Consider the following 17,774-nt stretch of genomic DNA (forward strand, 5'->3'; position numbering starts at 1 on the left):
GTTCAGGCGGGTGCGGATTTCGGGTCGACGGTGACCGACCACGATCCATGCCATTCCTCGCCCGGCCCGATATGCAGAAGGCCCGGCTTGTTGGTAAAGTCGCCTGAAAATCCTTGAGGTGTTGAAAAACCATGCCAGGGTTCGATGCACAGGAAATCGGCCCCCGGCTTTGTCCATAATCCCAGTTCGCGGAAGCCTTCCCAGGCGAGTGTTACGCCGGTTCCGTCCGGAGCCTGGAAACTGACGCTGCAGCTGGCCGGAGCATCCATGATGATGGCATCGTCGATGAACAGATCATCGGATAAAGCCAGCGTCCGCCCGACGATCGGTGTGGGAAAGGACGTGGGCTGAAGCAGCCCGCCGGCGATCCGCCGGATCGGCGCGGGTTCGGGCCGTTCGAATGTCAGCACATGATCCTGCTTCGCCGTGCCCGGCCGCTGCGGCCAGACAAAGGCCGGGTGCGCGCCCAGTGAGGCCGGCAGGGTCCGCATCGGGTCGGGATTATACAGGCGATAGCGCACATGCAGCGTATCGCCCTCGGCCTGATAATCGAGCGTCAGCACGAAGCGGAACGGAAAAATCATGCGGGTGTCAGCATCATCGGTCAGGACCAATGTGCATCCGTCGACGCGGCGCTCCTGCCAGGTGAAGGCCCGGTCGCGCGCGAAACCGTGCTGGGTGATGTGATAAGGCCGGCCGTCGATCCAGGCCGTGTCGTCCGGCAGGCGGCCGACGATGGGAAACAGCACCGGCGAGCGCCGCGGCCAGGCCGGCAGGCCCGACCACAGACGCTCCTGCCCTGCCCCGTCGGCCAGCGACTGCAATTCGGCGCCCTGTCCGGCAACGCGGGTTGTGATCCGACCCGAACTGAAGACATGATCCGTCATCGCATTTTCTCCGTGTGCAGGCCCGCATGTTTCCGATCAGAACGGGCGGACAATCACCATGATCACCACGACAGCCATCAGAATGGTCGGAATTTCATTTGCCGCGCGATAGAAATTTTCCGGCCGCGTGTTTCTGTCCTCGGCGAAGGTCCGCCGCCAGCCCGCGCATGCGCCGTGAAAGCCGGCCAGACCCAGCACCGAGACAATCTTGAGATACCACCAGCCGGCGTGCCAATCGACCGTGCCGGGTGTGAGCGCCAGCAGGGTGCCGAACAGAAAAGTGCTGATCATGGCTGGGTTCATGATCTGGCGCAGCAATTTACGTTCCATCACCTTGAAACGTTCGCTTTCGGCGGAACCGGGCTGGGCCTGGCAGTGATAGACGAACAGGCGCGGCAGGTAGAACATGCCCGACATCCACGCGATCAGCGACATCACATGCAGGGCCTTGAACCATGCCAGCCAGGGCAGGAGACCAAAGATCAAGACCGGCCTCCGTGATGTGCTGCCTGGGCAGCCTGAATCCGCTCCAGGAACGGGGCGAATTCCGACAGGTGCCCGATCCGGAACAGGCCCGGCCAGTCCGGAGCCGGCAGGTCGAGCGGGCGCAGCAGCACGCAGGCCATGCCGGCGGCCCGCGCGGCATTGGCGCCGGTATCGGTATCTTCCAGCACGACGCATTCGTCCGCCGGTACGCCTTCGGTTTCCGCCGCGTGCAGATAGACCGCCGGATCGGGCTTCGGCTTGCCCATGTCCCGCGCCGAGTGCACCCGGTCGGCCACGAACCGGTCCAGCCCGGTGCGGGCGAATTTGACGTCCATCTCGGCGATCGAGGAATTGGAGCCGACCCGAACCGGCAGGTCGAGCCCGATCACCGCCGTCAGCATGTCGTGCGCGCCGTCGATAACCCGCGCTTCTTCCCGCATCAGGTCGACCAGCTTGTATTGCACGATCGTCGCCCAGTCGTCGGGCAGTTTGCGGCCGGTTTCCGCCTCTGCCTCGACCTTGATGCGGGTCAGGGCCCGGCCGGCAAGGCGCTGCACGGCTTCCTCGTCGTCATAATCCAGGCCGATCTGGCGCAATTCCTGCGCCACCAGCCGGCAGGACGGCCCTTCGCTGTCGATCAGCACGCCGTCGCAATCGAAGATCACCAGACGAAGCCGCCCATCGGGCCGGACGGCCTTCGGCAGCGCGGCGGGCGTCATTGCCCGATCTCCCGGACCGCCCTGACCAGTTCGCCCACATGCTCGGGCGGCGTGGCCGGCACCACGCCGTGGCCGAGATTAAAGACATGCGGCCGGCCTTTCATCGCATCGCGGATCGCACGGGCTTCCTGCGTCATCGCCTCGCCGCCCGCCAGCAGCAGCAGCGGGTCGAGATTGCCCTGGAGCGTGATGTTGTCGGGCAGCAGGCGGCTCATCGCCATCATGTCGGCACCGGTATCCAATGCGAGCACCCGCACGCCGGTTTCGCGCGCATATTCGGTCGCCATCACCCCGGCCAGGCGCGGGAAGCCGATCACCGGTATGCCAGGCCGACGGGCATGGATTTCCTGCACGATGGCGCGGGTGGGTGCGATGACGTGGCGGCGGAACTGGTTGGGCGGCAGCAGGCCGGACCAACTGTCGAACAGCATCACCGCCTCGGCTCCCGCGTCGATCTGCGCCACCAGCATGTCGGCGGTCGCTTCCGTCAGGCGTGCCATCAGGCGGTCGAACAGCAGCGGATCGGCATAGGCCATGCCGCGTGTCGCATCGAATTCCCGCGATCCATGGCCTTCGACCATGTAGCACGCGACCGTGAACGGCGCGCCGGCAAAGCCCAGCAGCGTCGTGCGGCCACCCTGGGCGGCGCCGATCGTATCCGGGCCGTCGAGGATGCCGCGCAGGCGCGTCAGGGTTTCCATGACCGGTGCCGTGGCCTCGGGCACCCGTTTCGGGTCCAGGCGGTCGAGATCGGCCTGGCTGCGGATCGGCCCGAGAACCGGCCCGGTGCCGTGGACGAATTCCAGTGACTGCCCCATTGCCCAGGGCAGGATCAGGATGTCGGAGAACAGGATCGCCCCGTCCATGGCGTAGCGCCGGATCGGTTGCAGGGTGATCTCGGTTGCCAGATCGGGTGTCATGCAGCGGGTGATGAAATCCGCCTTGTCGCGCAGGGCACGGAATTCCGGCAGGTAGCGCCCCGCCTGGCGCATCAGCCAGAGCGGCGGCGGCCATACGGCCTCGCCCTGTAAGACCCGCAGGAGGGGTTTGCCTGTTTCCGTCATCGCCTGTCCGCCGTCAGATCGTTCATTGCGGGACTATCCCGTACTTTTCTCGGGGATGACAGGACCGCATGGCGAGGTCCGGTACGCCATCACCGGATTTCGGGACCAACCTCTAAACATGAAATAAGAAGAAAGAAACGCTGAGGAGGTTATTAGGGCCTGTGGATGACGGGGTACCCGCATTTCCAAAAACGTACCCCGTCTTTCCCACAGGGTGTACAGTTTCATTCACACAGGGATTCATAAGGTTAGATGAGTTATCCCGAATGTGCCGACATGAGGCTGTGTACAACCCACCGTGTCGGCGGCTGTGAGGGTTGTCCACGGTACTCGGTACGATCAAGAAGCGTATGGAGTACTATCCCCATGTACCCCAGTACTCGTTCGACCCGATCACAGGGTTTCTTTTTTTCAGTACGGAGAGCAGGCGCATGAGCGACTCGTCATTAGTACTATTCGCGACTCTTCTACAGGCCGAGTCGCCCCGGATAGTACTGGCCAGCCAGTCCGCGACCCGGCGCACCCTGCTGGAACAGGCGGGAATCCGCGCCGAAACCCGCCCCGCGCGTATCGACGAAGGTGCGGTGCGGGAGTCGGCGCGCGCCGAGGGTTTGTCGCCCGGCGATTGCGCGCTGTTGCTTGCCGAACTCAAGGCGCAGCGCATTCGTGAGCCCGACTGCGTGGTGATCGGTGCCGACCAGATCCTGGAATGCGATGGCGTATGGTTCGAGAAACCAGCCGACCGCGCGGCCGCCCGGACCCAGTTGCTGGCATTGCGCGGGCGGGCGCATGTGCTGCACAGCGCGGTGGTGGTGATGCGCGACGGACAGGTGATCTGGCGGCATGTCGCCCGGCCGGAACTGACCATGCGCCGGTTTTCCGAACCCTTCCTCGATGCCTATCTCGATCTGGAAGGGGATGCCGTGCTGTCCTCGGTCGGGGCTTATCGGCTGGAAGGGCCGGGCATCCATCTGTTCGAGCGCGTGACGGGCGAGCATGCGGCCATTCTGGGGCTGCCTCTGCTGCCGTTGCTGGGGTTCCTGCGCCAGCATGGCGTGGTTCTTGCGTAGGGGTTCTGTTCTTTTTTGAAAAAAAAGAACCAAAAAACTTTTTGATTCGTTCAGGAGCCTTGTGCTGGGGACGCGTGATGGTCCTGAACCTAGGAAAGTCTTTTTGCTTCTTTTTCTTCAGAAAAAGAAGGCTTCTTTCTTCCGACCGACGAGGTGCAAAAAATCCATGGACGGGGGCTTGCCAAGGAAACGGGGCACGGTTATACCCCGCCCACCCGCACGTCATCACTGACGGCGCGGACCGGTTGGACGGGGCCATAGCTCAGTTGGGAGAGCGCCTGAATGGCATTCAGGAGGTCGTCGGTTCGATTCCGATTGGCTCCACCAATCCTTCCGGTCCCTTTTTTCCAGACAATCCGAATTGCGCATTCTGCTATCGCGCTCTGCCTCGCAAGGGCCGTAGCGCGCGGTGCCAGACCAGCATTGCGCACAGCGTCGTGGCTGTCAGTGTGCCGATCATCATGCCCCCTACCGCTGTCCAGTCCGCCGTCCATGGCAGGTGCAGGACCGCGCGCATGATCAGCCAGGCGGCTGATGCGCCGAGCAGGATGGCCGAGAGGCCGGCCGTCAGACCCAGCAGCGTAAATTCGATCAGCCAGATGACGCGGATCTGGCGTGGGCCGGCGCCCACCGCCTGAAGGATGGCGGCGTTGGCGACCCGCTGGCGCCAGCCGGCGGCCAATGTCGCGGCCAGGACCAGCGCGCCCGATGCCATGATGATCGAAGCGGCAACGCTGAGTGCCGTGGCGATCTGGCTGGCCAGCGCGGTCAGGCGGGCCAGTACGTCGGCAACCCTGATGCCGGTGACGCCCGGCAGCGCGTCGGTGATGGCGGCCAGCGTGGCGGCATCCTGATCGGCGCGGCCATCGGTGGCCAGTGTCGCGACGAAGGTGTGGGGCGCGTGCGACAGCAGGCCGGGCGAGACGACGAACGCGAAATTGAGCTGGAGCGACCGCCAGGCGACGGTGCGCAGGTTGGCCACCCGGACGTCGATCGCGCGGCCCAGCACGTTCAGCCGGATGGTCGAGCCGACATGCACGCCCCATCCCTGGGCCAGTCCGGCATCCAGCGACAGCAGGGGCGGCCCGGCATAATCGGCGGCCCACCATGTGCCTTCGGCCAGTTTCGTGCCGGGCGGCGGTGTGGCGGCCACCGTCAGCCCGTGATCGCCGCGCAGGGCCCAGCGGGTCTGTGGTGTTGCGTTGACCTGTTCGGCCGGTATGCCGTCGACCGCGACGACGCGTGTGCGCATCGAGGGCAGTTGCTGAATCGTGCGAACCGAGGGCTGGGCCTTGGCCAGACTGTCGAACCGGTCCAGGTCGGCGGGCTGGATGTCGATGAAATAGAAGGCGGGGGCGTTGTGCGGCATCTGGTCGCGCAGTTGCGCCATCATCGCGCCCTCGGTCAGCAGGATCGCCGCCATGGCGGCCAGTCCGGCACCCAGCGCGGTGACCATGCGGGTGGTGGTCGCATTGCGATGGGCGAACAGTGCCAGCGCCAGCCTCGGCACGCCCCGCGCCGTATCCAGCCGTGCCAGCAGGATGGACACGCCCCGGCGTAGTATGAGGCCCGCCAGCAGCAGGGTGCCGGCGGCGAACAGGACGACGCCGAGGAAGCCGGCCGCGAAGAGCGGGCTGTCCGCCAGCCGGATCGTGAGCAGACCGGCCAGGAGCACGCACAGGGTCAGGGCCGCGCCGACGCGCCAGGAACGCGCGCGGGTTGCCGCCTGCTGGCCCTGGTCGCGGAACAGCGAGGCCGGGCTGATCGCACAGGCTCGCGCCAGCGGCGGGATGACGGACAGCAGGGCGACCAGCACGCCGAACAGGCCGGCCGTCAGGACCGGGAGAAGCGGCGGGATCGTGGTCGTCTCGATGGGGAGCAGGCCGCTCAGCATGCGCGCCGCCAGTGGCGGCAGCAGCAGGGCCGGCACCATGCCGGCCCCGATGCCGATGCCGCACAGGGCGGCGATCTGGAGGCCGAATGTGCGCCGGATCAATGGCCCCGAGGCGCCGAGGCAGCGCAGGATGGCGATGGTGCGCCCGCGACCTTCCAGCCATGAGGTGACGCCGGTCGAAACCCCCAGCCCGCCCAGCAGCAGGGCGCATAACCCGATCAGGGCCAGGAAGCGGGCCATCTGGTCGACGGTGCGGGTCAGCGCGGGGGCGGCGTCAGCTTCGCCGCGAATTCGCCAGCCCTGATCGGGAAAACGGGCGGCAATCGCGCGCGCCAGCGCACCGGCCCGCGCCGGCCGGTCTGTTGCCGGCCCGTCCAGCGCCAGGCGCAGCACATGATTGACCAGGGCACCGGGCTGCATCAGTCCGGCGGCATCCAGCGCGGATCGGGTGATCATGACCGTGGGGGCCAGCGTTACCGTGCCGGCGCCGTCCGGGGTGCGGTCTAGGCTGCCGGCCACATGGAATTGAGCGGTGCCGATCCGCACGATCGTGCCGATTTTCAGCTTTAGCCGGTCGATGACCAGGGGGTCGGCCAGCAGGCCGGGCTGGCCGTGATCCGGCGCCAGGGCGCGGCCGAGCGGGACCTGCGGTGTAAGGGCGAGCGTGCCGACCAGAGGATAGGCGTCATCGACCGCGGAGAGTTCGACCAGCATCCGGTCATCCGGCCGGCCGGGGCCGCGCGGGGCGTAGAGCATCGAACGTATGCGCAGCATCCGCGAGACGTGGGCACCGTGCGCCATTGCGAAATCGGCCAGTTCGGTGGGGAGCGGGTCGCTGCTTTCGATCGACAGGTCGCCGCCCAGCAGGGTGCGCTGCTCGGCGGCGATGCCGTCGCGGATCATGTCGCGCAGGCTGCCCACCCCGCCGATGGTGGCCACCCCCAGCGCCAGGCAGGCCAGAACGACGCGCATGCCGCCGATGCCGCCGCGCAGGTCGCGCCAGGCCAGACGGGCGGCCAGGCGCCATTGGCTCACGATGCGGGCTCCCGCACCGGGTGGTCGGCCAGCACATGCCCGTCCTCCACCCGCAGGCGGCGGTCGCAGCGTGCCGCGAGGGCCGGATCGTGGGTGATCAGGATGAGCGTCGTGCCGTATTGGCGTTGCAGGCTGAACAGCAGGTCCATCACCGCCGCGCCGGTGCGGCTGTCGAGATTGCCGGTCGGTTCGTCGGCCAGCAGCAGCCTTGGCCGCGTGACGAAGGCGCGGGCCAGCGCCACGCGCTGCTGTTCGCCGCCCGACAATTCGCCCGGCAGGTGGTCCAGCCGGTGGCCTAGCCCCACCGCATCCAGCGCGGCGCGGGCAGCGGTGGCGCCGTCGGCCCGGCCGGCCAGTTCCAGCGGCACCAGTACGTTTTCCAGCGCCGTCATGGTGGGGATCAACTGGAAAGACTGGAAGACGATGCCCATCGTCTCGCGCCGGAAACGGGCCAGTGCGTCTTCGTCCAGATTGCCCAGCGTGGTGGCGGCGATGCGGATCGTGCCGCGTGTCGGGCGTTCCAGCCCCGCCAGCAGCATCAGCAGCGATGTCTTGCCTGACCCCGAAGGGCCGATGATGCCCAGGGCCTCGCCTTCGGTCACGCGCAGGCTCACGTCATGCAGGATGGTCAGTGCCCCCTGCCCGGCGTCGTTGGCCCGGCGCGGATTGACCGCACCGGCGCGGGTCGGCACTGTCAGCCACAGATCCTGTGCTTCGACCAGCGTCGTCCGTCCATTCGGGAGCCCGTCGCCGTCCATGCGTTTTCCTTCCCACAGGGTATGGTCCTGCCTGCACGCTACACGGCGCCTGCACGGAGCCCGAACGGTTTTTCTGTTTCTTGTTGCCTGTCTGTGGGCTGTTGCCGCCCCATCGGGCCACGCGGCCGATCGTCCCGTGCGGATTCTGGCGCTGGGGGATTCCCTGACGGCCGGATATGGGCTGGCGCATGCGGACAGCTTCGTGCCGCGCCTTCAGGCGGCGCTGGATGCGCGTGGCGATGCGATCACCATCCTGGATGGCGGTGTGTCGGGCGATACCAGCGCCGATGCCCTGGCGCGGCTGGATTGGGCGCTGGGCGACAAGCCCGACGCGGTGATCGTGGAACTGGGTGGGAATGACGGGCTGCGCGGGCTGGACCCGGCCCGGATGGAGCAGAACCTGACGGCGATTTTGGACCGGTTGCAGCGGGACCATCTGCCGGTGCTGCTGTCGGGCATGTATGCGCCGCCCAATATGGGGGCGGGTTACGGCCAGTCCTTCCGTGCGGTGTTTGAGCGTCTGTCGCACCGGCCGGGTATTTTATGGGACCCGTTCTTCCTCGACGGGGTGGCGGCGCATCCGGACCTGGAACAGGCGGATCATATTCATCCTGATCCTGCCGGGGTTGCCGTGATCGTGGCGCGGATGGTGCCTTTGGTGGAGCGGCTGGCGCGCCGGGAGTGAGGGAGTTCTGTTCTTTTTTGCAAAAAAGAACCAAAAAACTCTGATTCGTTCAGGAGCTTTGTGCTGGGGGAAACGATGGCCCTGAACGATTGAAAGTCTTTTTGCTTCTTTTTCTTCAGAAAAAGAAGGGAAGACGCTTTGTCTTGTAGGGGATTTCCGGAGGCTCCATGGTGGGCGCACAAGGACTCGAACCTTGGACCCGCTGATTAAGAGTCAGCTGCTCTACCAACTGAGCTATGCGCCCATGGAGTGTCCCTCTCGGGTGACGCGCTTCTAACAGCGTGGCGGATGGAGGGCAAGCGGTTTTATTGAAAAAATGTCCTGCATTCTCAGCCGTTCAGGCGTGCGAGCACGGTATCGAACTGATCAAGCGATTGATAGAGGATGCGGATTGCCCCGCCCCGCCCGTCGAACGAGATCTGGACCTTCAGGCCCAGCCGTGCCGTGAGGTCGCGTTCCAGAACCTGGATTTCGGGGTTCTTGGGTTCGGCGGTCTCGGCCGGGGTTGGCTTCGTGGGCTGGCGGACGGCTTTCTGCACCAGGGCTTCGGTCTGGCGGACATTCAGCCCCTGCTCCAGCACCGTCTTCAGCGCCGCGACCGGATCGGGGTGGCCCAGCAGCGCGCGGGCGTGGCCGGCCGTCAACTGGCCGTCGCGCAGGGCGGCGCGCACGGGCTGCGGCAGGTTGAGAAGCCGCACCATGTTGGCGACGTGTGAGCGCGATTTGCCCAGCGCCCCGGCAAGTTCCTCCTGCGTCAGGCCGTAATCCTGGAGGAGCCGTTGCAGGCCCTCGGCCTCTTCCACGGCGTTTAGGTCGGCGCGTTGCAGGTTTTCGACCAGGGCGGCGGCCATCGCGTCGCCGTCATCGAGCGCCCGGATATGGACCGGGACTTCATGCAATGCCGCGATCTGGGCCGCGCGCCAGCGGCGTTCGCCGGCGATGATCTGGTAATGGCCTTCGCGCTCGGGATGCGGGCGGACCAGGATCGGTTGCAGGATGCCGCGCGTGCGGATTGAATCCGCCAGTTCGGCCAGGGCTTCGGGCTCCATCGCCTGGCGCGGCTGGAACGGGCCGGGCTCCAACTGGTCGACCCCCAGCGTGCCGGTGCGGTCCTGCTCCGTGCGGCCTGAGACGCGGGCGATGGCGGCGGGGGCTTGATCGCCCAGCAGGGCTGCGAGGCCCCGGCCGAGGCGCGGACGTGATTGCTCTTTCTTGGTGCTCATGCCCGCGCCTTCTTCTTTTTGGGTGTCTTCAGACCGCTCCGGGCGATCACCTCATCGGCCAGGGCCTGATAGGCGACGGCACCGCTGGACCGGCCGTCATAGGCCATGACCGAACGCCCGTGGCTCTGGGCCTCGGAGATGCGGATGTTGCGCGGAATCAGTGTTTCCATCACCTGCTCGCCGAAGAAGCTGCGGGCGTCGGCGGCGACCAGTTCGGACAGGTTGTTGCGCCGGTCGTACATCGTCAGCACGATGCCCGCGACATGCAGGTCGGAATTGAAGGCGCGGCGCACGCGATCGACGGTGCGGACCAACTGGCTGATGCCCTCCAGCGCGAAAAATTCGCATTGCAGCGGCACGATCACGCCGTCCGACGCCACCAGCGCGTTCAGCGTCAGCAGGCCCAGGCTGGGGGGGCAGTCGATCAGGACCACGTCGAAATCGTTGCCGGCGCGGGTGATGGCATCGCGCAGGCGGAATTCGCGACGGTCGGTCATGACCAGTTCCAGCTCGGCGCCCGCGAGTTCGGTATCGGCGGCGATGATCTTCAGGCCGGCAATTTCGGTGTCCTGGGCCAGGTCGGCCATCGGGACATCGTCCATCAGCAGGGCGTAGGTGCCCTGTCGCCTGGCGTCGTAACCGATGCCCAGGCCCGTCGAGGCATTGCCTTGCGGGTCGAGGTCGATCAGCAGGACGGACAGGCCGCGATCGGCCAGTCCGGCGGCCAGATTGATGGCCGTTGTTGTTTTGCCCACGCCGCCTTTCTGGTTGGCGAGGGCGAGAATGCAGGAAGCGCGCGTGGCGTCAGGAGCCCGTTGCGCGTTCTGAGTGTCTGGCACGCGTGATTTCACCCAGTTTGAGAATGGTACCGTCCGCGTTGGTGCGGCTAGGCAATCGGGATATTGCCATGTGCCAGTCGGCGGCGGCCGAGGTCAACTCATCGTCGACATTTCTGCCTTTCAGGAACAGGCAAAAACCATCCGGCGCCAGCAGGCGGCTGCTCCAGTCCAGCAATTGCGGCAGGGCGGCCAGCGCGCGGGCGGTGACGACCTGCACCGGCGAGATATCGACCTCTTCGATCCGCCGGGCCAGTACGGTGACGCGCGCGCCGGCGGCCCGTGCGGCTTCGCGCAGGAAAGCCGCCTTGCGTTGGTCGGATTCGATCAGCGTGACGTGGGCATCGGTGGCGATGGCGATGATCAGGCCGGGGAAGCCGCCGCCCGACCCCAGGTCGGCGAGGCGCACGCCGCCGGGGGGGATCAGCGATGCCAGTTGCAGCGAGTCCGCGATATGGCGGTCCCATAGATGTGGCAGGTCACGCGGCGAGACCAGATTGATGCGGCTGTTCCAGCGGGTCAGGATCTCGGCGAAGCGGTCCAGGCGCGGGCCGAGGTCGCCCGGCAGGTCGGCGCGGGGTTCGGGTTTCACGTGAAACATCAGGCGACCTGTTTGATATGGGCGAGTAGCGCCATCAGCGCCGAGGGGGTGACGCCGGGGATGCGCTGGGCGGCGCTGAAGCTGGCGGGCCGGGCGGTGGCCAGGCGCTCCTGCATCTCGCTGCTCAGGCCGCCGATATGGCGGTAGTCGAGGTCGGGCGGCAGGGTGATGCGGGTTTCGGCCTCCAATTGCCGGATCTCGCGCGCCTGTCGGACCAGATAGCCGCTATAGCGGGCTTCGGTTTCGACATGGCGGCGGATACGGGGTGCGAGGTCGGCAAACCATGGGGCGACCCGCGCTATCTGCTCCGGCGTGGCGGCGGTTGCCAGAACGTCCAGCAGCGTGCGCCGGCGTCCGTCGGCCGAGACTGTGATGCCGGCCTGCTGCAATCCGTCGGGCAGGAAGCTGTCCTGCTCCGCGCGCTGCATCGCGGTGTCGATGGCGGTGCGATCGGCTTCGAACAGGCGCGTGCGCTCGGCCCCCACGCAGCCCCAGCCGATGCCCAGCCCGGTGAGGCGCAGATCGGCATTGTCCGCCCGCAGGCTGAGCCGGTATTCGGAGCGGGAGGTGAACATCCGATAGGGCTCCGACACGCCCTGGGTGGTCAGGTCGTCGATCATCACGCCCAGATAGGCGGTGCCGCGATCGAGGGTTACGCCCTGCCCGCCCCCGGCGCGGCGGGCCGCGTTCAGCCCGGCCAGGAGCCCCTGTGCGCCGGCTTCCTCATAGCCGGTGGTGCCGTTGATCTGGCCGGCCAGGAACAGGCGTGGGAGTGCTGTCAGTTCCAGCGTGGGGCTCAGGGCGCGTGGATCGACGTAATCATATTCCACCGCGTAGCCGGGCCGCACGATGCGGCAGCGTTCCAGGCCGGGGATGGAATGGATCATCTGCTCCTGAATATCGGCCGGCAGGCTGGTGGAGATGCCGTTGGGATAGACCAGATCGCCGCCTTCATTGCCCGGCAGGGCTTCGGGTTCGAGGAAGATCTGGTGGCTGTCGCGTTCGGCGAAGCGCACCACCTTGTCTTCGATCGACGGGCAATAGCGTGGGCCGCGCCCCGCGATCGCACCGCCATAGACGGCCGAGAGGTGCAGGTGCGCGCGGATCAGCGCATGGGTCTGCGCCGTGGTGGCGGTGATCCGGCAGGAGAGTTGCGGGTTGTCGAGCGTGCGCGTCAGGCGGCTGAAGGGCTCGGGGTTGGTGTCGCCCTTGTCTTCCGCCAGGTTGTCCCAGTCGATGGTGGTGCGGTCCAGCCGGGCGGGTGTTCCGGTCTTCAGTCGGCCCATGGGCAGGCCCAGCGCCTGCAAGCGTTCGCCCAATGCCTGGGCCGGGGCCTCGCCGACCCGGCCGGCCGGGTGGCTTTCATGGCCGATATGGATCACGCCGCGCAGGAAGGTGCCGGCGGTCAGCACCACAGCGCCGGCCGTGATCTGGCGCCCGTCTTCGCACACCACGCCGGCCACCTGTCCATCGGCATCGACGATCAGGTCCCCTGCCCCGCCTTCGGCGATATCCAGGTTTTCGGTTTCGGCCAGCAGGTCCTGGATGGCGCGGCGATAGAGCGAGCGGTCGGCCTGTGCGCGCGGGCCGTGGACAGCCGGGCCCTTGGAGCGGTTCAGCAGTTTGAAATGAATCCCGGCCCGGTCGGCGGCGCGGCCCATCAGTCCGTCCAGTGCGTCGATCTCGCGCACCAGATGGCCCTTGCCGATGCCGCCGATCGCGGGGTTGCAGGACATGGCGCCGATCGTGTCCCGCCGGTGCGTCAGCAGCAGCGTGCGCGCGCCGCATCGGGCCGATGCCGCCGCGGCCTCGCACCCCGCATGTCCCCCGCCAATGACGATGACATCGTATTCGCCAGTCACCTTTGTTCGCTCCCTTACTTGCCGATGCAGAACTGGCCGAAGACGGTATCCAGCAGATCCTCGACTCCGACGGCTCCGGTCAGGCGCCCCAGGGCACGCATGGCCAGCCGCATGTCCTCGCCCCGCATCTCTGGCCAGTGCATATCGAGTGCGGCGGCCAGATGGCTAGCGCTTTCTTCGATCGCGGCGCGATGGCGCGCGCGTGTCAGCGGCGGGCCGGCTTGCGCCGCCGTCAATGCACGGGCGCGGTCGGCCAGGATTTCGGTCAGTTGCGCCAAGCCCGTGCCGTCATGGACGCTGATGGCGATGGCGCCATGGGGGCTTTTCGTCGTGGGGGTCAGGTCGATCTTGTTGCGGACCAGGATCGCGTTGGCGGGTAGATCGGCGGGGGGCGTGTCGCCGTCGAACATGCCGATCACGCAGTCGGCCTGTTTCACGTGAAACAGGGCGCGGCGCACACCTTCGGCTTCGATCTCGTCTTCGGTCTCGCGCAGGCCGGCGGTGTCGATCAGGGTGACGGGGACATCGCCCAGCACGACCCGGACCTCGATGGCATCGCGGGTGGTGCCGGCGCGGGGCGAGACGATGGCCACGTCGCGGTCGGCCAGTGTGTTCAGCAGGCTGGATTTGCCGACATTGGGCACGCCGACGATGGCAAATAGCAGGCCGCGCCGCAGCCGCTCGCCTCGTCCGCCATCGTCCAGGTGGGCGCGCATCTCGTGGGTCAGCGCGCGCAGTTCGTTCAGCAATGCCTGCTCGATTTCGGGGGGCAGGTCTTCGTCCGGGAAGTCGATCAGGGCTTCCTGATGCGCGAGGGTGGTGCGCAGCCGGGTTGCCCATTCGTCATACAGGCGGCTTAGCGTACCGTCGGCCTGTTCCAGAGCCTGCCGGCGCTGGGCTTCGGTTTCGGCGTCGATCAGGTCTGCGATGCCTTCGGCCTCAATCAGGTCCAGGCGGTCGTTCATGAAGGCGCGACGGGTGAATTCGCCCGGTTCGGCCGGTCGGGCGCCCAGTGCGACCAGTGCGTCGGCCACGGCGGTGATGACGGCGGGGCCGGCATGCAGGTGGAGTTCCGCACTGTCCTCGCCGGTATAGCTGTTCGGGCCGGGAAACCACAGCACCAGCGCGCGGTCCAGCAGGATGGGCGCGGCGTCGCCGGAGGCATGCCGCAATCCGCTTAGCGTGGCGCGGCGGGGTGTCGGCAGCGTGCCGCACAGATGGCGCAGGATTTCGCCGCATCCCGCTCCGGTCAGGCGCATGACCGCGATGGCCGCGCGCCCTGCCCCGCTGGCCAGGGCAAAGATCGGCGCATCGGGTTGGGTCCGTTCGGAGGGCATCGTGTCTGTTCCTGTCGTCATCGGGCGTCCGGTCGGTGCTCTTGCATGTCGCAACCTGTGGCGGAAGGGTACAGAATACCAGACAGTCCCGATATGGTGCGGGATACAGGATCAAAAGGGACGACGACCGGTATGCCGCAGCTTTCGATGCACTCTCCCATCGGGGATCTGACCCTGACCGAGGAAGACGGCGCGATCGTCGCCCTGGATTGGGGCTGGGGGCGCGATCAGGACGAGACGCCGTTACTGCGGCTGGCCTGCGATCGGCTCGACGCCTATTTCGACGGTGCGGCGGATAATTTCGCCGACCTGCCTTTGGCGCCGTATGGCACGCCGTACCGTCAGGCCGTGTGGCAGGCGCTGCGCGCGATCCCGCCGGGTGAAACCCGCACCTATCGCGACCTCGCGGAGCAGGTCGGCGGGTCGCCCCGGTCCGTCGGCCAGGCCAATGGAGCCAATCCGATTCCGATCCTGATCCCGTGCCATCGTGTCGTCGCGACCCAGGGGCTGGGTGGGTATTCGGGCGATGGCGGGGTGACGGACAAGATTTACCTGCTGGAACTGGAGGGAGCCCAGATCCCTGGCGTGGCTCGCCAGGACGCCTGAGACGGCCGGACAGAACAGAAGCAAGGAAGCAGGCGATGTATAAGGCAATTCGCATTCACGGCTATGGCGGCCCCGAGGTTCTGCAACTGGAAACGCTGCCTACGCCGGTTCCCGGCCGGGGGGAGATCCTGATCCGGCAGGAGGCGATTGGCGTCAATTACATCGATATCTATTTCCGCACCGGTCTGTACAAGGTGCCCGTTTTTCCGGCCATCCTGGGGATGGAGGGGGCTGGTGTCGTCATGGCCGCCGGCGCGGGCGTGACCGATTTTCAACCCGGCGATCGGGTGGCCTATCCCACGGCACTGGGCGGTTATGGTGAATGCCGGACCATTGCGGCCGATCGTGTCGTGCCGCTGCCGCCGGATATTCCTTTCGAAGTCGCGGCCGGCTGCATGTTGCGGGGCCTGACCGTGCATATGCTGTTGCGCGGGGTTCGGGCCGTCAGTGCCGGCGAGACGATTCTGGTTCACGCGGCGGCCGGGGGCGTGGGTCTGCTGTTGTGCCAGTGGGCGCGGCATCTCGGGGTGCGGGTGATCGGCGTGGTGTCGACCGAGGAAAAAGGGGAGTTGGCGCGGCAGAACGGTGCCGCGGATATTCTGGTCGGGCACGATAATCTGGCGGCGCGGGTGCGCAAGCTGACCGACGGTGCCATGGTGCCGGTGGTTTATGACAGCGTGGGCAAGGATACGTTCGTTGCCAGTCTCGATTGCCTGGCGCCGCGCGGGTTGATGGTCAGCTACGGGAACGCATCGGGCGAGGTTACGGGGGTTTCGGTCGGCATGCTGGCGACGCGCGGCAGCCTGTATCTGACGCGGCCGGGGCTGACGACCTATTTCGCGCAGCGCCCGGCATTGTTGGCCGGGGCCAGGGATTTGTTCGATCTGATCATGCAGGGGGTGCTGTCGGTGCGGATCGGTCAGCGTTTTGCCCTGGCCGATGCGGGGGCGGCGCAGGCGGCGCTGGAGTCCCGGACGACGATCGGGAGTACGATCCTGTTGCCTTGAGGAGGAGGGCCTTCTTTTTCTGAAGAAAAAGAAGCAAAAAGACTTTTATTCGTTTTGGGTCGGTATGGTGGATTGGCCTTTGTTTCAGGACGCAATCTGAATGTTCAAAAGTTTTTTGGTTCTTTTTTTCAAAAAAGAACGGAAGAGCGTTCACGCATGAAAAAAGAGGGACCGGATTGCTCCGGCCCCTGCTTTCCTGTCTTCAGGTATTCATCGCGTCGAAGAAATCCCTGTTGGTCTTGCTGTATTTCAGCTTGTCCAGCAGGAAGTCCATCGCGTCCATGGTGCCCATCGGCGCCAGGATGCGGCGCAGGACCCACATTTTCGACAGTTCCGAGCGTTCGACCAGCAATTCTTCCTTGCGGGTGCCGCTCTTGGTGATGTCGATGGCGGGGAAGGTGCGCTTGTCGGCGAGCTTGCGGTCGAGGATGAGTTCCGAGTTGCCGGTGCCCTTGAATTCCTCGAAGATCACCTCGTCCATGCGGCTGCCGGTATCGATCAGCGCGGTGGCGATGATGGTCAGCGAGCCGCCTTCCTCGATATTGCGCGCCGCGCCGAAGAAGCGCTTGGGGCGTTGCAGGGCGTTGGCGTCCACACCGCCGGTCAGCACCTTGCCCGATGACGGGACGACGGTGTTGTAGGCGCGCGCCAGACGGGTGATGGAATCCAGCAGGATGACCACGTCGCGTTTGTGCTCGACCAGCCGCTTCGCCTTCTCCAGCACCATTTCCGTCACCTGGACGTGCCGGGTCGCGGGTTCGTCGAAGGTCGAGGACACGACCTCGCCGCGCACCGACCGCGCCATGTCGGTCACTTCCTCGGGCCGCTCGTCGATCAGCAGCACGATCAGGAAGACTTCCGGATGGTTGGCGGAAATGGACGAGGCGATGCTTTGCAGCATCACGGTCTTGCCGGTGCGCGGCGGGGCGACGATCAGGGCGCGCTGGCCCATGCCGATCGGCGAGACCAGGTCGATCACACGCGGGGTGAAATCCTTGGTCTGCCCCTTGCTGCCTTTGCCGCCCTTGCCGGGCTTCTCGATCTCGCCGCCCACCGCGTCGCTCTCGACTTCCATCTTCAGCCGGCGCTCGGGGTAGAGCGGCGTCAGATTGTCGAAATTGATACGGTGACGGACCGCCTCGGGCGGCTCGAAATTGATGGTGTTGACCTTCAGCAGCGCGAAATAGCGTTCACCATCGCGTGGGGCGCGGATCTGCCCTTCGACCGTGTCGCCCGTCCGCAGGCCGAAGCGCCGCACCTGGCTGGGAGAGATATAGATGTCGTCCGGACCGGGCAGATAGTTCGCCTCGGGCGAGCGCAGGAAACCGAACCCGTCGGGCAGGATTTCCAGCGTTCCCTCGCCATGGATGGCCTGGTCGTTGTCGGCGAGGGTCTTGAGGATAGCGAACATCATGTCCTGCTTGCGCAGGGATGATGCGTTCTCGATCTGCAGGCTTTCGGCGTACGCCAGAAGGTCCGCAGGAGTTTTGGCCTTGAGTTCGGCGAGATGCATTCAGGTTGCCTTGAATGGGCAGGTCATAGAAGGGGGGGAAACGATCGGCCTGGATATCAGCGCATCGGTGCGCCTGCCAGAAAAACCCGGACAAACCGGAAAACGGCCAACAACGTTCCATGCGGAGGGAGCAACCGGCGAACGAAAGTTTACCGGAGACGCCGACATGGTAAGAGAATTTCAGGCAACGG

At 66.1% G+C, this 17,774-nt stretch carries 16 protein-coding genes and 2 tRNA genes; 5 read left to right on the forward strand and 13 right to left on the reverse strand.

Features of this window, described 5'->3' with window-relative positions; genetic code table 11:
• Nucleotides 1–2: 2 nt before the first annotated feature.
• Genes HLH25_RS12825 through hemE form a run of 4 tightly spaced genes read right to left on the reverse strand, consistent with a single transcriptional unit; the run spans nucleotide 3 to nucleotide 3,156 of the window.
• Nucleotides 3–887: an aldose 1-epimerase family protein gene (locus tag HLH25_RS12825; RefSeq protein WP_182974429.1), complete on the reverse strand. Its 885-nt coding sequence runs from the start codon at nucleotides 885–887 to the stop codon at nucleotides 3–5.
• 36 nt (nucleotides 888–923) lie between these two features.
• Nucleotides 924–1,373 carry a protoporphyrinogen oxidase HemJ gene (hemJ, locus tag HLH25_RS12830; protein WP_182974430.1) on the reverse strand — a complete coding sequence of 150 codons (450 nt, stop codon included), beginning with the start codon at nucleotides 1,371–1,373 and terminating at the stop codon, nucleotides 924–926.
• The gene (locus HLH25_RS12835) at nucleotides 1,370–2,092 is read right to left on the reverse strand and encodes an HAD family hydrolase (RefSeq protein WP_182974431.1); all 723 of its coding nucleotides are present in this window, start codon (nucleotides 2,090–2,092) and stop codon (nucleotides 1,370–1,372) included. The genes hemJ and HLH25_RS12835 overlap by 4 nt, the downstream gene beginning before the upstream one ends.
• The gene (gene hemE / locus HLH25_RS12840) at nucleotides 2,089–3,156 is read right to left on the reverse strand and encodes a uroporphyrinogen decarboxylase (protein WP_182974432.1); all 1,068 of its coding nucleotides are present in this window, start codon (nucleotides 3,154–3,156) and stop codon (nucleotides 2,089–2,091) included. Before hemE ends, HLH25_RS12835 begins: the two co-directional genes overlap by 4 nt.
• A gap of 431 nt (nucleotides 3,157–3,587) precedes the next feature.
• On the opposite strand from hemE, the gene HLH25_RS12845 reads away from it, so the two are divergent.
• Nucleotides 3,588–4,226, forward strand: coding sequence for a Maf family protein (locus HLH25_RS12845; RefSeq protein ID WP_182974433.1), 639 nt, complete (start codon nucleotides 3,588–3,590; stop codon nucleotides 4,224–4,226).
• 251 nt (nucleotides 4,227–4,477) lie between these two features.
• Nucleotides 4,478–4,553 (forward strand) — tRNA-Ala (locus HLH25_RS12850).
• A 46-nt stretch (nucleotides 4,554–4,599) separates the two neighbouring features.
• On the opposite strand, the gene HLH25_RS12855 is transcribed toward HLH25_RS12850, so the two are convergent.
• Together HLH25_RS12855 and HLH25_RS12860 are read right to left on the reverse strand one after the other, a co-directional pair.
• Nucleotides 4,600–7,155, reverse strand: coding sequence for an ABC transporter permease (locus HLH25_RS12855; RefSeq protein ID WP_310889102.1), 2,556 nt, complete (start codon nucleotides 7,153–7,155; stop codon nucleotides 4,600–4,602).
• Nucleotides 7,152–7,913 (reverse strand): ABC transporter ATP-binding protein, encoded by a 762-nt coding sequence (locus tag HLH25_RS12860; protein WP_182974434.1) that lies wholly within the window; start codon nucleotides 7,911–7,913, stop codon nucleotides 7,152–7,154. The genes HLH25_RS12855 and HLH25_RS12860 overlap by 4 nt, the downstream gene beginning before the upstream one ends.
• Between HLH25_RS12860 and HLH25_RS12865 the strand changes: the two genes are divergently transcribed.
• The gene (locus HLH25_RS12865) at nucleotides 7,912–8,598 is read left to right on the forward strand and encodes an arylesterase (protein ID WP_182974435.1); all 687 of its coding nucleotides are present in this window, start codon (nucleotides 7,912–7,914) and stop codon (nucleotides 8,596–8,598) included. The two genes, HLH25_RS12860 and HLH25_RS12865, sit on opposite strands and share 2 nt — an antisense overlap.
• Before the next feature lie 168 nt (nucleotides 8,599–8,766).
• Here the strand turns inward: HLH25_RS12865 and HLH25_RS12870 are convergent.
• The 6 genes from HLH25_RS12870 to mnmE all read right to left on the reverse strand — a co-directional run bounded on the left by HLH25_RS12870 (nucleotide 8,767) and on the right by mnmE (nucleotide 14,457).
• Nucleotides 8,767–8,842, reverse strand: a tRNA-Lys gene (locus tag HLH25_RS12870).
• Nucleotides 8,843–8,927: 85 nt separating this feature from the next.
• Nucleotides 8,928–9,821 (reverse strand): ParB/RepB/Spo0J family partition protein, encoded by an 894-nt coding sequence (locus HLH25_RS12875; protein WP_182974436.1) that lies wholly within the window; start codon nucleotides 9,819–9,821, stop codon nucleotides 8,928–8,930.
• A complete protein-coding gene (locus HLH25_RS12880) occupies nucleotides 9,818–10,660 on the reverse strand; it encodes a ParA family protein (protein WP_343065498.1) in 843 nt (280 codons plus the stop codon). The genes HLH25_RS12875 and HLH25_RS12880 overlap by 4 nt, the downstream gene beginning before the upstream one ends.
• Nucleotides 10,626–11,258 carry a 16S rRNA (guanine(527)-N(7))-methyltransferase RsmG gene (rsmG, locus tag HLH25_RS12885; protein ID WP_182974437.1) on the reverse strand — a complete coding sequence of 211 codons (633 nt, stop codon included), beginning with the start codon at nucleotides 11,256–11,258 and terminating at the stop codon, nucleotides 10,626–10,628. The genes HLH25_RS12880 and rsmG overlap by 35 nt, the downstream gene beginning before the upstream one ends.
• The gene (mnmG, locus tag HLH25_RS12890) at nucleotides 11,258–13,120 is read right to left on the reverse strand and encodes a tRNA uridine-5-carboxymethylaminomethyl(34) synthesis enzyme MnmG (protein ID WP_182974438.1); all 1,863 of its coding nucleotides are present in this window, start codon (nucleotides 13,118–13,120) and stop codon (nucleotides 11,258–11,260) included. The genes rsmG and mnmG overlap by 1 nt, the downstream gene beginning before the upstream one ends.
• 14 nt (nucleotides 13,121–13,134) lie before the next feature.
• Entirely contained in the window at nucleotides 13,135–14,457 is a 1,323-nt protein-coding gene (gene mnmE, locus HLH25_RS12895; protein WP_182974439.1) for a tRNA uridine-5-carboxymethylaminomethyl(34) synthesis GTPase MnmE, read from the reverse strand.
• 132 nt (nucleotides 14,458–14,589) lie between these two features.
• Between mnmE and HLH25_RS12900 the strand changes: the two genes are divergently transcribed.
• The gene (locus HLH25_RS12900; protein ID WP_182974440.1) at nucleotides 14,590–15,063 is read left to right on the forward strand and encodes a methylated-DNA--[protein]-cysteine S-methyltransferase; all 474 of its coding nucleotides are present in this window, start codon (nucleotides 14,590–14,592) and stop codon (nucleotides 15,061–15,063) included.
• A gap of 35 nt (nucleotides 15,064–15,098) precedes the next feature.
• Nucleotides 15,099–16,070, forward strand: a complete 972-nt coding sequence (locus tag HLH25_RS12905; RefSeq protein ID WP_182974441.1) for a quinone oxidoreductase family protein — start codon at nucleotides 15,099–15,101, stop codon at nucleotides 16,068–16,070.
• 202 nt (nucleotides 16,071–16,272) lie between these two features.
• Here HLH25_RS12905 and rho read toward each other — a convergent pair whose 3' ends face one another.
• Nucleotides 16,273–17,583, reverse strand: a complete 1,311-nt coding sequence (gene rho, locus HLH25_RS12910; protein ID WP_182974442.1) for a transcription termination factor Rho — start codon at nucleotides 17,581–17,583, stop codon at nucleotides 16,273–16,275.
• Between the last annotated feature and the right edge of the window lie 191 nt (nucleotides 17,584–17,774).

Source organism: Gluconacetobacter dulcium (assembly GCF_014174165.1).
GTDB lineage: Bacteria > Pseudomonadota > Alphaproteobacteria > Acetobacterales > Acetobacteraceae > Gluconacetobacter > Gluconacetobacter dulcium.

What these genes read in the sequence shown, in the direction of transcription:
- mnmE (WP_182974439.1), bottom strand. Translation starts at nt 14,457, where the DNA reads ATGCCCTCCGAACGGACCCAACCCGATGCGCCGATCTTTGCCCTGGCC.
- hemE (WP_182974432.1), bottom strand. Translation starts at nt 3,156, where the DNA reads ATGACGGAAACAGGCAAACCCCTCCTGCGGGTCTTACAGGGCGAGGCC.
- HLH25_RS12845 (WP_182974433.1), top strand. Translation starts at nt 3,588, where the DNA reads ATGAGCGACTCGTCATTAGTACTATTCGCGACTCTTCTACAGGCCGAG.
- rho (WP_182974442.1), bottom strand. Translation starts at nt 17,583, where the DNA reads ATGCATCTCGCCGAACTCAAGGCCAAAACTCCTGCGGACCTTCTGGCG.
- HLH25_RS12865 (WP_182974435.1), top strand. Translation starts at nt 7,912, where the DNA reads ATGCGTTTTCCTTCCCACAGGGTATGGTCCTGCCTGCACGCTACACGG.
- HLH25_RS12900 (WP_182974440.1), top strand. Translation starts at nt 14,590, where the DNA reads ATGCCGCAGCTTTCGATGCACTCTCCCATCGGGGATCTGACCCTGACC.
- HLH25_RS12905 (WP_182974441.1), top strand. Translation starts at nt 15,099, where the DNA reads ATGTATAAGGCAATTCGCATTCACGGCTATGGCGGCCCCGAGGTTCTG.
- rsmG (WP_182974437.1), bottom strand. Translation starts at nt 11,258, where the DNA reads ATGTTTCACGTGAAACCCGAACCCCGCGCCGACCTGCCGGGCGACCTC.
- HLH25_RS12825 (WP_182974429.1), bottom strand. Translation starts at nt 887, where the DNA reads ATGACGGATCATGTCTTCAGTTCGGGTCGGATCACAACCCGCGTTGCC.
- HLH25_RS12860 (WP_182974434.1), bottom strand. Translation starts at nt 7,913, where the DNA reads ATGGACGGCGACGGGCTCCCGAATGGACGGACGACGCTGGTCGAAGCA.
- HLH25_RS12875 (WP_182974436.1), bottom strand. Translation starts at nt 9,821, where the DNA reads ATGAGCACCAAGAAAGAGCAATCACGTCCGCGCCTCGGCCGGGGCCTC.
- HLH25_RS12835 (WP_182974431.1), bottom strand. Translation starts at nt 2,092, where the DNA reads ATGACGCCCGCCGCGCTGCCGAAGGCCGTCCGGCCCGATGGGCGGCTT.